The sequence below is a fragment of the Halomonas sp. GXIMD04776 genome, from assembly GCF_049808615.1.
In the GTDB taxonomy this organism is placed as follows: domain Bacteria; phylum Pseudomonadota; class Gammaproteobacteria; order Pseudomonadales; family Halomonadaceae; genus Modicisalibacter.
Window position 1 is genome coordinate 15,839 of sequence record NZ_JBNCAN010000011.1, and the last position, 14,546, is coordinate 30,384.

The 14,546-nt window shown below is 56.9% G+C and carries 12 protein-coding genes; 6 read left to right on the top strand and 6 right to left on the bottom strand.

From position 1 onward, the window contains the following. Positions 1 to 99: 99 nt before the first annotated feature. Positions 100 to 1,920, bottom strand: a complete 1,821-nt coding sequence (gene xsc / locus ACPF7Z_RS09090) for a sulfoacetaldehyde acetyltransferase (protein WP_425192922.1) — start codon at positions 1,918 to 1,920, stop codon at positions 100 to 102. Positions 1,921 to 2,119: 199 nt separating this feature from the next. On the opposite strand from xsc, the gene ACPF7Z_RS09095 reads away from it, so the two are divergent. Then, positions 2,120 to 2,920 (top strand): IclR family transcriptional regulator, encoded by an 801-nt coding sequence (locus ACPF7Z_RS09095; RefSeq protein ID WP_425192923.1) that lies wholly within the window; start codon positions 2,120 to 2,122, stop codon positions 2,918 to 2,920. Positions 2,921 to 2,974: 54 nt separating this feature from the next. Here the strand turns inward: ACPF7Z_RS09095 and ACPF7Z_RS09100 are convergent, their stop codons facing one another. Beyond that, a complete protein-coding gene (locus ACPF7Z_RS09100; protein ID WP_425192924.1) occupies positions 2,975 to 4,417 on the bottom strand; it encodes an APC family permease in 1,443 nt (480 codons plus the stop codon). A 375-nt stretch (positions 4,418 to 4,792) separates the two neighbouring features. Here ACPF7Z_RS09100 and ACPF7Z_RS09105 point away from each other — a divergent pair, with 375 nt between their 5' ends. The 3 genes from ACPF7Z_RS09105 (at position 4,793) to ACPF7Z_RS09115 (ending at position 8,332) form a co-directional block, all read left to right on the top strand. Beyond that, the gene (locus ACPF7Z_RS09105) at positions 4,793 to 6,361 is read left to right on the top strand and encodes an alanine/glycine:cation symporter family protein (protein ID WP_425192925.1); all 1,569 of its coding nucleotides are present in this window, start codon (positions 4,793 to 4,795) and stop codon (positions 6,359 to 6,361) included. A 198-nt stretch (positions 6,362 to 6,559) separates the two neighbouring features. Beyond that, positions 6,560 to 7,039 carry a hypothetical protein gene (locus ACPF7Z_RS09110; RefSeq protein WP_425192926.1) on the top strand — a complete coding sequence of 160 codons (480 nt, stop codon included), beginning with the start codon at positions 6,560 to 6,562 and terminating at the stop codon, positions 7,037 to 7,039. Positions 7,040 to 7,231: 192 nt separating this feature from the next. Then, on the top strand, positions 7,232 to 8,332 hold the full coding sequence (locus tag ACPF7Z_RS09115; protein ID WP_425192927.1) for a malate dehydrogenase: 1,101 nt from the start codon (positions 7,232 to 7,234) through the stop codon (positions 8,330 to 8,332). A gap of 1 nt (position 8,333) precedes the next feature. On the opposite strand, the gene ACPF7Z_RS09120 is transcribed toward ACPF7Z_RS09115, so the two are convergent. After that, positions 8,334 to 9,485, bottom strand: coding sequence for a hypothetical protein (locus ACPF7Z_RS09120; RefSeq protein WP_425192928.1), 1,152 nt, complete (start codon positions 9,483 to 9,485; stop codon positions 8,334 to 8,336). 180 nt (positions 9,486 to 9,665) lie between these two features. Between ACPF7Z_RS09120 and ACPF7Z_RS09125 the strand changes: the two genes are divergently transcribed. Together ACPF7Z_RS09125 and ACPF7Z_RS09130 are read left to right on the top strand one after the other, a co-directional pair. After that, positions 9,666 to 10,352 carry an SDR family oxidoreductase gene (locus tag ACPF7Z_RS09125; RefSeq protein ID WP_425192929.1) on the top strand — a complete coding sequence of 229 codons (687 nt, stop codon included), beginning with the start codon at positions 9,666 to 9,668 and terminating at the stop codon, positions 10,350 to 10,352. Positions 10,353 to 10,567: 215 nt separating this feature from the next. Next, entirely contained in the window at positions 10,568 to 10,768 is a 201-nt protein-coding gene (locus tag ACPF7Z_RS09130; RefSeq protein ID WP_425192930.1) for an XRE family transcriptional regulator, read from the top strand. Positions 10,769 to 10,875: 107 nt separating this feature from the next. Here the strand turns inward: ACPF7Z_RS09130 and ACPF7Z_RS09135 are convergent, their stop codons facing one another. The 3 genes from ACPF7Z_RS09135 to ACPF7Z_RS09145 form a co-directional block, all read right to left on the bottom strand. Continuing rightward, positions 10,876 to 12,891 (bottom strand): TRAP transporter permease, encoded by a 2,016-nt coding sequence (locus ACPF7Z_RS09135; protein WP_425192931.1) that lies wholly within the window; start codon positions 12,889 to 12,891, stop codon positions 10,876 to 10,878. Positions 12,892 to 12,901: 10 nt separating this feature from the next. Next, positions 12,902 to 13,375: a DUF1850 domain-containing protein gene (locus ACPF7Z_RS09140; RefSeq protein WP_425192932.1), complete on the bottom strand. Its 474-nt coding sequence runs from the start codon at positions 13,373 to 13,375 to the stop codon at positions 12,902 to 12,904. Positions 13,376 to 13,437: 62 nt separating this feature from the next. Continuing rightward, a complete protein-coding gene (locus tag ACPF7Z_RS09145) occupies positions 13,438 to 14,400 on the bottom strand; it encodes a TAXI family TRAP transporter solute-binding subunit (protein ID WP_425192933.1) in 963 nt (320 codons plus the stop codon). Positions 14,401 to 14,546: the final 146 nt, after the last annotated feature.

Sequence of the window (14,546 nt, forward strand, 5' to 3'; positions counted from 1 at the left end):
TTTATTTACCACGCAATCGATGAAAGATGTGCCACCTCCGGCGCGTTCATACCAGCGCCGGCGGCAGCCATGACATCGAGCGCAGCAAATACGTCTTCCTTACACGTAGTCCTGATACTTCTCCAGCATCCGCACCGGCTTCTTCAGAGCATCACGACGGAACGGGTCGCCCAGTTCACGGGTACACATGATCTCGAGAATGCAGGTCTTACCTTCGTTCATCTGCATGTCGATGGCCTTCTTCAGCGCCGGGCCAACGTCTTCAAGCTTGTCCACCACGATACCTTCAGCGCCCATGGCACGACCGATCTCGGCAAAGCTCTGGTTTTCCAGCTCGCCGGCAACGAAGCGGCGGCCGTAGAAGTCCACCTGGTTCTTCTTCTCCGCGCCCCACTGACGGTTGTGGAAGACCACCGCGGTGACCGGGATGTTGTCCCGTACGCAGGTCATGGTTTCCATCAGGCTCATGCCCCAGGCGCCGTCGCCGGCATAGGAGATAGCCGGGCGATGCGGTGCCGCGACCTTGGCCCCAATGATGGTGGGGAAGGCATAGCCGCAGTTGCCGAAGCTCATGGCAGCGAACATGCTGCGCGGCTTCTCGAAGCGCAGGTAGCTGTTGGCCACGGAGTTGATGTTGCCGATGTCGGTAGAGACCATGACGTCTTCCGGCATCGCCTTTTCGAGCTCGCGCAGCACCTGACGCGGATGCAGGTAATCGCCGCCGGAGAAGGTCTTCTCCTGCTTGTTTTCTTCAATGACGTCAAGGCTGTAATCGTCACGCTCATGAGTCCACTCATCAAGCTCTTTCTGCCAGGCGTCCTGCTCGCTCTTGATGGTCTTGGCGCGCTCGTCCTTGTTGCTGTCGCAGGCCAGATCACGGCCCTGTAGCCGCTCAGTAAGGGCGACAGCAGCCTCTTTGGCATCGCCGCAGATGCCCACGGAGATCTTCTTGACCAATCCGAGCATCCTGTGGTCCGCGTCGATCTGAATGATCTTGGCGTTGGTCGGCCAGTAGTCCATGCCGTGCTGGGGCAAGGTGCCGAAGGGCCCGAGACGCGTGCCCAGGGCGACGACCACGTCCGCTTGTGCCATCAGCTTCATCGATGCCTTGGAACCCTGATAACCCAGAGGGCCACACCACAGCGAATGGCTGGCGGGGAAGGAGTCGTTGTGCAGATAGCTATTGACCACCGGCGCGTTGAGGCGCTCTGCCAACGCCTTGCACTCTTCCACGCCATCCGCCATGACCACGCCGCCACCGGAAATGATCACCGGGAACTGAGCCTTGGCCAGCAAATCCGCGGCTTCGTCCAGGCTCTTGGTGCCGCCCGGGCCACGATCCAGACGCATCGGGCGGGGAATCTCTGCCTCGATTTCGCCGTAGAAGTAGTCCCGGGGAATGTTGAGCTGGGTCGGGCCCATCTCGGACATGGCACGATCAAAGCAGCGGCCGGTAAACTCCGCAATACGTGCGGGATGGGTGACATGCCCCTGGTACTTGGTGAACTCCTGGAACATTGGCAGCTGATTACATTCCTGGAAGCCGCCCAGGCCAATGCCCATGGTGCCGGTTTCCGGCGTAATGATGACGACCGGGGTGTGGGCCCAGAAGGCCGCAGCGATAGCGGTCACGCTGTTGGAGACGCCTGGGCCGTTCTGGCCGATCAGCACGCCGTGGCGGCCGGAGGCGCGGGCATAACCGTCTGCCATGTGACCAGAGCCCTGCTCGTGTACCACCGGAATCAGACGAATGCCCGCCGGAGCAAAGATATCCATGGCATCCATGAAGGCCGAGCCCATGATGCCGAACATATCGGTAACACCGTTGGCCACCAACGTTTCGACGAAGGCTTCGGACGGGGTCATCTTCTGCTTGCCTTGAACAACCTGACGGTTGTCTGTGTTGTCTTGGGTGCTCATGGAAAACCCTCCGGAGTGAGCGTTTGCTTTATTTGGTACGTTTTATTCCATTTTCTGGAACTGATGCTGAATCTAGTCTTTCCAATGATCGACGTCAACACAAATTTCAAAAAATGGTATGCTTTCTATCAAATTCAGGAATTATCATTCTCCTGGCTTGTTCATCACCTCCGTCGAGACCGTCGCTATGAAGCCCGAAATGCAGCCCGAAACAGCCAAGATCGATGGCGATACCCCTGCTTTACGTCTCCTGTCGTTATTGGAAGTCATCGCCGAAAAGGATCAGTTTTTCACCCTTCAAGGACTGGTGGAAGAAACCGGCTTACCCAAGCCGACCCTACATCGCATGCTGCAACAACTCGAAACCGCCGGCATGCTGCAACGTGACGGTGACAACCGCCAATACGGCACCGGTATACGTTTGCGCCGTCTGGCCGAAAATCTGCTGCTCAACAACACCGTTCAGGGCGCACGCCATGCGGTGCTCAGCCAGCTCGTCAAGGAGGTCGGTGAAAGCTGCAATATCACCGCCCTCTCGGGTAACGAAGTGCTGTATCTCGATCGGGTCGAGACCCAGGCGCCGTTACGCTTTTATCTGCACCCAGGTTCCCAGGTCCCCGTGCACTGTTCAGCCAGTGGCAAGCTGTTCCTGGCCCAGATGAAGCCCGCTCAGCGCAAGCGCTTGCTAGCTCATGTACCTTTGGAACGCTTTACCCACAACACCCTGACCGATCTGACCTCCCTCGAAGGCGAAATCGAACGTGTCGGCAATGACGGCTACGCCTTCGATGATGAAGAATTCCTGCCTGGGCTTTTGTGCATTGCCGTGCTGGTGCCTGCCGCCAAGGGCCGCTCCAATCTGGGGCTCGCGATCCAGGGCCCTACCATGCGCCTGTCCCGGGAGAAAGCGTTGAGCTTTTTGCCGGCGCTGCACAAGGCAGCCCAGTCGATCGCCGCCATTGATGCTGAAGCCACCGCTGACAACAGTGCATTTGCTTAGACTTAGCGCTGCTGCCGAACCCAACTGGGCGCCACTATCCTCCATCACTACACATCACACATCGCTGGACGCCAGGATGAGATGATCGAGTTCCTCCTTCGACTTGTGCCGCACGATTTTCCGACGATAGATATAGAGTGCCAGTCCCAACGCCGACCAGATAATCAGCGCAATCCAGGACGGGGCACTCAAGAAGCCTGGTGAACCAGGGATCAGCAGGAGGCCCAGGAACGACAGACTGCTGATCGCACCAAGCAGCGACAGCAACTTCTTGAAGGGAGACACGCAGCCCTCATAATGCTTGCCGATCCCCTGTTCGGACCATTTGAAGCATTTATAAGCGACCGCGCAGCAATAAAAGTAAGCGATAGCGACACCGGTGGCGGCCATATCGACGACCCATAGCAGGGCCTCACGGCCAAGCCAAGGCGCCACCAAACAAAGACCACAGGTAAACAGGATGCCCGCTGTCGGTGTACGGTACTTCGAATGCAACTGGCCGAAGACGGAGGGCAGAACACCAGCCCGGCCCAACGCGAACATCAAGCGACTGGTAGCGATGTAAAAGCCATTGAGACCCGTTGCTATCCCCATCAGCAACGCGAGTGCCAGGGCGGCCAAACCTAGATTACCCAAGGTGGCCTGCACCATTTCCCCGGTACCCCATACCGGAGACTGATCGACCAGCTCCATCCAAGGCATCGCCAGCGCCGTCGCCATCACCAGGGCGGAGTAATGCACTGCGGCCATGGCGAGGGCCAATACGATCAGCGTAAATGCCTTGGCCGGCGAAAAATCGAATTCCTCCGCCGCCTGGGGAACGCTGTCGAAGCCCACATAGGCCCAGGGAGCAATGGCAACGATGGAGAGTACCGCCGCCCAGGACGACACACCGGGTTTGAACAAAGGCTCGAGATTGCTGAAGGAGGTGCTAGGCGCCAGGATCATGCCTACCACCACCGCAACCGCGCCTATGATCAACAACATGCAGAACACAAACTGACTCTTGCCAGAAAAGCTTCCCCCGCGAATGTTGATCAACGCAAACAGGATCAAGGCCACGCTGGCTACCACGATCTCGCCCAGATACACATCCCAACCGGCGACGCTATAAAGCCGACCGACATCGACTATTTCGGGAATCAGAAACTTGCCTAGCAAGGCCAGCGCCGAGGCATTCAAGGCCACGATGGACATGTAGCCCAAGGTCAAGAACCAGCCGCAGAAAAAGGCATGATTGCGCCCAAAGCCCAAATAGGCATAAGAAAATCCACCGCCGGTAACAGGGTATATCTTGATCAGAAAGCCATAGCTGACACCGATGATGATCATCAGTACGGCCCCGATACTGAGCCCCAACATCACCCCAAGCGGACCCGCCATGGCGATCCAGTCCGCCGGTAGCACGAAACTGCCCCAGCCGATAGCGGAACCAAAGGCAATGGCCCACACCCAATGAGGCTTCAGACACTTCTCGAGCTGTTCGCGTTGTTCCATGCCACTGCTCCCGAACTATCGTAATTTTGTACGGCGATTCCTTCGTCGTCAGTTACTGAGTCTAGACGTCGATTGCATTTAGTGCCGACACTAGGGAGGCCTTCAGAAAGGAAGTAGGACCAGAGGCAAAAAAAGGATGGAGCCAGTGGGTGATCTGTGCTTACAGTTTCCGGAATGAATCAAGATAAAAAATGCCAAGCCTTTGTATTGGAGTGTCTTTCTATCGAGACGTTTTGCTTGAACGCTGTTCTGCGCTGTCCCGTAGCCATTTGCCTACCTTATACCAAAGTCGTATTGGAAGTTAGATGGCCTCATCGACACGAAAATGGTCGTTACAACATAAAAGAGTCATATGTGAAATAACAGGGCGCCTGCATGCGTAATTATTTACATAATATAAAAGAGCTATCTTGGTCATGCTTTCTATGGCTGCCATTACTGTTTGGAACAAGTACGCCGATTCTAGCCGCAACATTTGATGAAAATATAAACTCGCTTTTCGAGCCTGCTTCCAAGGTCGTTTCATCGATAATCTTTTTCAGCCTGCCCGTGCTTGGCGTTCAATTGCCGATCATAGTGCTGTGGCTTGCGCTCGGCGCTGTATTTGCCACGCTCTATTTCAATTTCATCAATCTGCGCGGCGTTGGTCATGCAATAAAATTGCTCCGAGGCGACTACTCCCATCCTGATGACGAAGGAGAGGTCTCCCACTTTCAGGCATTGGCCACCGCCGTATCGGGCACGGTAGGCATCGGTAATATTGGCGGCGTCGCTTTTGCCGTGTCTCTGGGCGGGCCCGGGGTCGTATTCTGGATGGTGGTTGCCGGCTTCCTGGCCATGTCACTCAAGTTCGTCGAGTGCACATTGGGGACCTATTATCGACGACAAAATAGTGACCGTTCGGTATCCGGCGGCCCAATGTTCTACCTCAAACAGGGCTTGGCTGACCGCGGCTTTCCTAATCTTGGACGTTTTCTGGGAGCTTTCTACGCAATTGGCATCATCGTTGGCTGCCTGGGCATCGGTAATATGTTTCAGTCACAGCAAGCCGTCATCCAGCTGGTCAATATTACTGGAGGCAGTGATGTCAGCTGGTTTGCCGACAAAAGCTGGATACTAGGGTCGCTCATGGCGACCATGATCGGGTTGGTCATTATCGGTGGCATCAAATCGATTGCCCGCGTCACCGAAAAGGTGGTGCCGTTCATGGCAATTCTCTACTGCACCATGGCATTGGTGGTCATCGCCATGAATGCCGAAGCCCTGCCCTATGCCATTACTGCTATCTTCCGTGGCGCCTTCACTGCCGAAGGAGCCGCCGGCGGTGCCTTGGGAGCCTTCATCATCGGCTTTCAGCGCGCGGTATTTTCCAACGAGGCTGGCCTTGGTTCGGCCGCCATCGCCCATTCGGCAGTTCGCACCCTGCACCCCATCACTGAAGGTTATGTGGCACTGATAGAGCCCTTTATCGACACCATCATCATCTGCACGCTGACCGGCTTGGTCATCGTGACGACACTTTTCTATGATCCTGCCTTTACTACCGATATTGGTGGCATCGAAATGACATCCGACGCCTTCGCTCGCAACGTTTCCTGGCTGCCAATCCCTTTGGCAATTGCTGGGTGGCTGTTTGCCTTTTCCACGGCGCTTGCCTGGTCCTACTACGGTCTCAAAGGCTGGTGCTATCTGTTCGGCGAGAGCAGATGGCGGGGCCACCTTTTCAAACTGGTGTTCTGCCTTTTTACCGTGATTGGCTCCATGACACAGCTCAAATCACTGATCTCTTTTTCCGATGCCTTGATATTCTTAATTGGCGTACCGAATATCATCGGAATTTATGTTCTGGCACCCATCGTCAAGCGTGAGCTCAGATTTTATCGTGTCATGCTGCGCAGCGGTGAAATCGTCGATTACCGTGAGCAGCGCGCACTCTCTAAATAATACGGCCTTTACTTTTGCGATCATCAACGCTTATCTGGCTGACAAAAAATATTATTTATTAGTTTTACTTAGACAGGTGATACTTGAAAAGGGATTATCATTATATTTTGCAGATAATCCAGGCCAGTAATTTCGTATTGCGTACCAAGACCTCCCTTTACCATACTGGCGAATCGATCAGGCTCCGAGATTCGCCTCATGCAACACTCGCAACATCCGGATGATGAAAACACCTTTCGAATAGAGAAAAATCATTGGTATGCATGGCAAACCATTCCCTCCGATCTTGATGGAAATCGCATCTATTACTCTCCTGTTCATGTCACCAATTCGGCATTAAAAGGGGGCAATAAATCACATATTATGCTCGCCTTTACCAACGTACTTTATCTGGACGGCTCTCAAGATTTTCATGTCAACTTGAACGTGCTGCAGCGGTTCAAGGATATCCTGGTCGCCGATCTCTTGATGACCAATGCAACAATGCGAAGTATTGCCATCCTCAGTCGCATCGACTTTGCCTGGTTGCAACAGCACTGTCGGCATGTCCTCGATCAGTACCCTCCTAGCCTGTTCGGACCGGCGGCAGAAGGCGATGTCGCAACCTACCTGGATAGGGCCTTTCCTTACGTGCACTCGCGAGTAACGCTACCCCGCCGTCCTATGCTCGATAAATAGTCGTAGACTCGCACACGAAACACGGCCGCAAGATCTGAATCGCGCCAGTTTTTGTTATGCTCTGGGATGGCGGTAGGCGCAGGAGAACATGTGCTCGTCTGCGCCAGATATTGTGCGAGCGTGTTTCCTTGCTCGCGCTAGAATGCGAGCATGGTGTTGTAGCTACCATCCAACCTCAGGAGGGATCCCAACTTGAAACGTCCTTTTCGTATCGCTGTCACCGGTGCGGCCGGCAGCATCAGTAATTCACTATTGTTCCGTATTGCCTCTGGTGACATGTTCGGCAAGGATCAGCCGGTGATCCTGCAGCTCATCGAGCGACCCGAGGCCATGCAGGCTCTGAGCGGCGTTGCCATGGAGCTCGAGGACTGCGCCTTCCCGTTGTTGCTCGGAGTGCGCCTGCACGATAACGCGGAAGATGGTTTCCGCAATGTCAGCCACGCGCTTCTGGTCGGTGCCAAACCCCGTGGCAAGGGAATGGAGCGCAAGGATCTACTGGCCGAGAACGCCGAGATCTTCAGTCGTCAGGGCAAGGCCCTCAACGATTTCGCCAATCCGGACGTCAAGGTACTGGTGGTGGGCAATCCGGCGAATACCAACGCCATGATCGCCAGCCGCAACGCCCCGGATCTGTCGCCGGCGCAGTTCACCGCGATGAGCCGCCTGGATCACAACCGCGCCAAGGGCATTCTGGGCAACCATATCGGTGCCAACGCTCAGGACATCACCCATGTAGCCGTGTGGGGCAACCATAGCCCGACCCAGTATCCCGACGTCCGCAATGCCAAGGCGTTCGGTGAACCGGTGATGCCGACGCTGGACAAGAAATGGGTCGAGGAGACCTTCATCCCGCGGGTGCAAAAACGCGGTGGCGAGATCATCGAGGCACGCGGTCTATCCAGTGCGGCATCCGCCGCTCAAGGCGCCATCGATCACATGCGTGACTGGGAACTGGGTACCCGCGACGGTGATTTCGTCAGCATGGGCATTTTCTCCGATGGCAGCTATGGCATCGCCAAGGGGATTGTCTACTCCTTCCCGGTACGCTGTCGCTATGGACGCTACGAGATCGTGCAGGGTCTGTCCGTCGACGATGAAGCACGCAAGTACATGAAGGCAACGGAAGACGAGTTGCTCGAAGAGAAGTCCGCAATCGAGCACCTGCTGCCCAAGGAAACCGAAGAATCCAGTCACAATCTGGGTGTGACCCTGCGTTCCGGCGCCAAGCGCTACGCCGACCAGGACCCCTTGGACGATAGCGAGGCCAGCGCCCTGCGCACCGATCGCATCTGATTCATGTCGGCTCCTGTCCTTCCCGCTCCCCGGTGATCCACCGGGGAGCGATCAGGGTGCGCAGCATCCACCACAGCGCCCATAAAGCCGCCAAGGGCATTAGCAGCGTCTCGAGCAGATAGACCACCAGTAGTTGAACGAAGCGATCGACCATATCATCGGAAAACTGTCGCACGCTCAGCGTCATGTCCGAGGTGCGTTCGCGCAGATCATTCAGCCATCCCGTCAGGCCGTCATCCTCTTTCAAGGTATCGACATCCGCCTGCTGCAATTCCGCCGTGACCACGTTCAATACCTGCTGGGCCTGCTGCCGTCGCTCTTCCAGAAGGGCATCCGAGACGAACCCCACCCCGGTTATCATCAAGGGAAGCGCCAAACGCGCCACCACGAGTACGATCACGACACCACGAGCCAACAGCATCAAACGTCGGGACAATCCCGAAAACACCAGTGCCGACATCAACAACAGCGCGCTCAGACTCCCTAGCACCGTCACCGCAGCGCCCTCTCCCATCTCCAGCAGCACGCGCTGAATACCGATCGACGCCATGGCCACCACCATGACATCGGAATAGCGCTCCGCCATATCCTGCAACGGCTTGAATACCTGGCCGGGCTTGACCGCGACGCCGCCGATGAAGGGCAGGGTCAATTCGGCTTCGGCCGCCAAGGCAATACCGCGATCGATCAAACGTGCCGAGGCATAGGACGCCGCCGCCAGCGCCAGGGAACGGTCGAGGGTCATGACCGCCGAGATTTCCGTCGGCGACAGTGCTGGCCCGAGCACGCGCCGTTCGGCAAACCCGCTGACAGACGCCAGCAGCACTAGCCCCAGCAGTATCAGCATCCCCAGGCGCTTTCCCATATCACGCCGAGACAACGTTATTGTCGTGTCCGCCTCGTTTGGGCCTGCCGCTCGACCACGCTGTACCGCCGCCCAACTGGTGAAGGGCAGGAACAGGCTGAGCGAAAGCAGTACTATTTGCCATCCTTGCAAGGAAGGCTTGTGCCACCAACGCCAGGCAGCGCTCCCCCCTATCATCAGCCCCACCAGGATGCCGTAACTCAACGCTGGCCATTGAGAAACCCGTACGAACGCCCCTAGATAAGCGGCGTCGAACAACAACGCGATGACCATCCACAACGTCATCATCAGCCAGTCCTCTATGTTGCAAATAAATCGTCCAAGCCTGATGTGGACCTGTCGAGTACGCCTCCATGAGACACAGTCTTGATAAGTACAGTCATATCAGGTGACCTTGATCTCATCATCATGTTGCGTTCCCGAGGTTTACTTACCATGCTATAAAGCCAACACCCTAAGGAGACAAAAATGAATGATCGCGTCCTTTTGATTACCGGTGCCTCCACCGGCATTGGTGCCGCCACCGCTCGTGCCGCCCATCGAGCAGATTACAAACTGGTACTGGCAGCCCGTTCCACCGATAAACTGGACGCCCTGGCCCGGGAATTCGGCCCAGAAAAGACCTTGACCGTTGCCTGCGACGTCACCTCCATGGACGATCAACAAGCCATGGTCGACAAGGCCATGGAGCGCTTCGGACGCATCGATATCGTCTTCGCCAATGCCGGTCGGGGTGGTTCACCTGGGGGGTTTAGCGAGGCCGACCACGAAAGCTGGCGCGACATGCTGATGACCAACGTTTACGGTGTTGGTCTTACCATCCAGGCCACACTCCCGATGGTACGCAAGAATCAGGGCCATATACTGCTGACCGGCTCCGCTGCCGGACGCGCCACCATCCCCGGTTCAATGTACAGCGCCAGCAAATGGGCCGTTACCGGGATCGGGTACAACCTGCGCGAGGAGCTTCGCGGCAGCGGCGTACGCGTCACGTTGATCGAACCAGGCATGGTCGATACACCTTTCTTCGATCAGGCGCCGGAACATGCCCTGGAGGATCGTGACATTGCCAACGCGGTCATGTATGCCATCAATCAACCCCCCCATGTGGACGTCAACGAGATATTGATACGACCAACGCCACTTCAGGAATAACCATCTAGTCAAACGTTACAAAAAACATGCTTTGAACTCGCTTTTGAGACTAGCGAAATGCGCAAAAATTTCGCATGCTAAACCGGTCAGTGGTCAGGCATTGGAGCCTCATGAACGCGGTACGACAATTTAGCGGCAGCGCCTTTTCGGCAGCATCATCGAAGGGCAAGAGCCGCTTCGATACAAAAGGCGATTTAAGAGACGATGTCCGAGACATGGAAAAACGCTCTCGCTTGATGCGGGTTGTGACACGCCGCATCGCCTTTTCAGAGTTGGACAATCGGGAAATCGCCCGTCGCGCGGGCATTCCCTCCCAGCGCATCAGTGATCTCCTCGCCGGTCGCCTGGAACATTTCTCGGTAGACGAGCTACAGGCGCTCCGCGAAACCGTGGAGGATGAGACACCCAGCTCCTGACACGACGTCGGATTCGCTAGCACCTTCAGCCATTCTCTTATTCGGTGCCGTAAAATACGGCACCGAACAATTTCGTCCTTCAACACCCTTCAACCCGGACTCGTGGTTCATGTAGCACCGGCTGAAGACTGGCGCTTACTGGCCAGCCAATTCCCTCCCAGGAACACCGCGATGGTCGCCACACCGGCCACCTCGCTCAATAAATTGGGATAGAATACCGCCGCGGAAGCCAAGGCAATCAGCATCCGAGGAATCACCGAGATGCGCAGGAACAGATAGCCTTCCAAGGCTGCGGCAAAGGCCAGAAGCGCGGCAATCGCGATGATCACGTTCCAGATCACCACCGTCACCGGCCCACCCATGATGATTTCCGGATTGAACACCATGAATAGCGGGATCAGGTAGAGCCCTTTGGCAAACTTCCAGGCCTGGAAGCTAGTCTCCATGGGCTTGCTGCCGGCGATAGCGGCGCCGGCGAAACCGGCCAGAGCGATCGGTGGCGTCACGTTGGAGTCCTGGGAGTACCAGAACACCACCAGATGCGCGATCAGAAGCGGAATGCCGAACTCCGTGGAAAGTGCCGGCCCTACCAACACAATCAATACAATATAGCTCGCCGTGACGGGCAGGCCCATCCCCAGCACCAGGCTGGCCAACAGCACCATCACCAGGGCCAGCAGGATGTTGCCCCCGGAGAAGGCCATCATCATCGCCGAGAACTTGAGTCCCAGTCCGGTCAAGCCGACGATGCCGACGATGATACCTGCCACGGCACAGGCCATGCTCACCGCCACCGCATTGCGTGCACCCAGCTCCAATCCCTCGACTAGCCGCGTAAGGCCGGACTTGGCCACATCCTTCAAACCCGCGGCGGTCACCGGCTGCCCCTTCTTCGGCGCGATGAACAGATACCAGATCAAGAAGCGCAGCACCGCCACGGCAATGATGGTGAGAATGGCATAGTAGCCTACCCGCATTGGCGACATGTTCATGACCAGCAGATAGACCAGCATCCCCAGGGGTAGCAGGAAGTGCCAGCCATCGCGCATCACTTGGCCTAGCTGGGGTAATTCCGAGCGTGGCATTCCTTGCATGCCACGCTTCAAGGCGATGATGTGCACGAACAGATAAACCGTGGCGAAATACATTACCGCCGGCAATACACTCACCTTCACCACTTCCAGGTAAGGTACGCCGGTGTATTCGGCGATCAGGAAAGCGCCGGCCCCCATCAGGGGCGGCGTGATCTGGCCACCGGTGCTTGCCGCCGCCTCGATGCCTCCGGCCTGGGCCGGGCGATAACCCAGGCGTTTCATCAGGGGTATGGTGAAGGCGCCGGTGGTGACCACGTTGGCAATGGCGCTGCCGGAAATCGACCCCATGCCCGCCGAGGCCAGCACCGCCGCCTTGGCCGGACCGCCACGCTGGCGCCCGGTGGCGGCATAGGCCAGATCGATGAAGAAACGCCCGGCGCCGGTGCTTTCCAGAAAGGCGCCAAACAGCACGAAGATAAAGATATAGGTGGCCGCCACCCCCAAGGGCAGACCGAACAGCCCTTCTTGACCCAGATAGAGCTGGCCGACGATGCGATCCAGGCTATAGCCGCGATGCGCCATGATGCCCGGCATCCAGTCCGCCAACCAGGGCAGATCGCCCCGGGGGCCGGCAAAGGCATAGAGAATCGCCACCACGCCGATGATGGTCATGCCGAGTCCCACCGCTCGGCGGCTGGCCTCGAGCACCGTGACCACGGCAATGCAGCCGACGAGGATATCCGTCTGGTTCCAGAACCCGGCACGATCGATGATCGCGTCGAGATTGAAAGCCATGTAGAAACCGGTAATGAAGGCACCCGCCAGAAAGACACAATCGATGACCCAGCCGATCACGCCTCGGCGTCGCTGGGCGCCGAACACCGGGAACATCAGAAAGGCCAGGAACATGATCAGCGCGATATGAATGCTGCGCTGATAGAAGAGTCCGAGCGGTTCGATCCCCGCCGCATAGAGCTGGAACAGCGACAGCCCCACGCCTACCAAGGTAATCAACCACAGCACCATACGCGGCTGGACGGACTTGGGTGTGCCAGGATCGACAGAAGACTGCTCGGGTGTTGCGTTCATGGCATTCTCTTCAAGGAATCGGGTTGTTTGTTTGCAGGCGGACCGTGACAGGCTCCCCTGCCGCCAAGGCGCTCAAACTGATGATATTGCCGGCATGACAAAGCCTATGATTCACGGCCATGCTACCGACTCGTAATAGATAACCGTTACCGGGTACCGGCTCATCGATATGCTCGATCCAATAGCCACCTTCACCGTCGGACGTCTGCACTCCGCGACCCGGGATATGTCCAAGCCCCGCTGCAAAATCCGGTTGATGGCTGCGTTCCAACACCATTTTCCCCTGCCAATAGCGATAGCAGTCCGCCACTCGAATACCCGTCACGGAATGATTCCATACCAGACACCAGCGCTCACCGGGCTGAAGAGGAATATCGACCAGCCTGGTGTCCGAGGACGACACCACCTGTAACCGAGCAGGTACGTCGACCGCCCTGCCAGGAACGGATATCATCGACAACCCCAGCAGGAAAAGGGCGAGCATCGATGCTCGCCCTACTACTGCCAGTTTCTGGGTTCTGTTCGTTTCAGGCCACATTTCAGGGCTTAGGGACGCAGCTTGTCGGGAATCTCGGCGCCTGTTTCCTCATAGTAACGAATGGCACCAGGATGCAGCGGTACCGGGGTCGAATCGAGGCTAAACTCCACCGTGGTATCATTGGCCGCCGGATGGATGGCGATCAGCTCATCGGTCTTCTCGAACAGCACCTTGGTGACGTCATAGGCCAGATCGTCAGGCAGATCGGCATTGACGACCAGCACATTGGGAATGCTGATGGTCTGCACCGGCTCTTCCATGCCTTCATACAGGCCTTTCTTCAGTTCGTAGGCGGCAAACACCGGCTCGGCTTCCTTGGCCTTGGCAATCTCCTCATCGCTCAATCCCAGCAGGCGAATATCCCGGGTGGCGGCCAGGTTGAGAATCGAACTGGTCGGCGGCCCCACACTCCAGAAACCGGCGTCGATATCGCCATCGCGTAGCGCATCCGCGGTCTCGTTGAAATTCAACCGCAGGGTTTCCATATCGTCATAGGTCAGATCATTGGCGTTGAGCACCGCCTTGGCATTGAGTTCGGTGCCACTACCCGGCGCCCCCACGGAAACCCGTTTACCCTTGAGATCGGCAAGTGAGGTAATATCCGAATCCGCCATGGTCACAATCTGCACCGCATTCGGGTAGATCGACCCTAGCGCCCGGGTGGCTTCGACCTGTCGCCCTTCGAACGCCCCCTCCCCCTTGTAGGCCTGATAGGCGGTATCCGCCAACACCAGGGCGAAATCCGAATCCCCTCGATAGATCAAGCCCATGTTTTCCACCGAGGCTCCGGTGACCTCGGCCACCGCGCTATACCCCTCGAGATGCTTGTTGATCAGCTCGGCCAAACCGCCCCCATAGGGATAGTAGACACCCCCGGTGCCACCGGTGGCAATGGAGAGACGTTGCTGAGCAATGCTGGTGGGGGCAGCAATGATAAGCGAGGCTGCGAGTGCAGCAGTGAGAAGACGCATGGATTTCTCCTTGGATGATTGTTGTTGATAATGCGTAGCTAAAAACTAGCACGACCGACAACTTGCCTGCCAGGCGGATTGGCAACTTAACCGCTTCTCTTTGGTAGGATTTCAAGGAATCAGGCGTGCCTGTGACGAGACCGTTC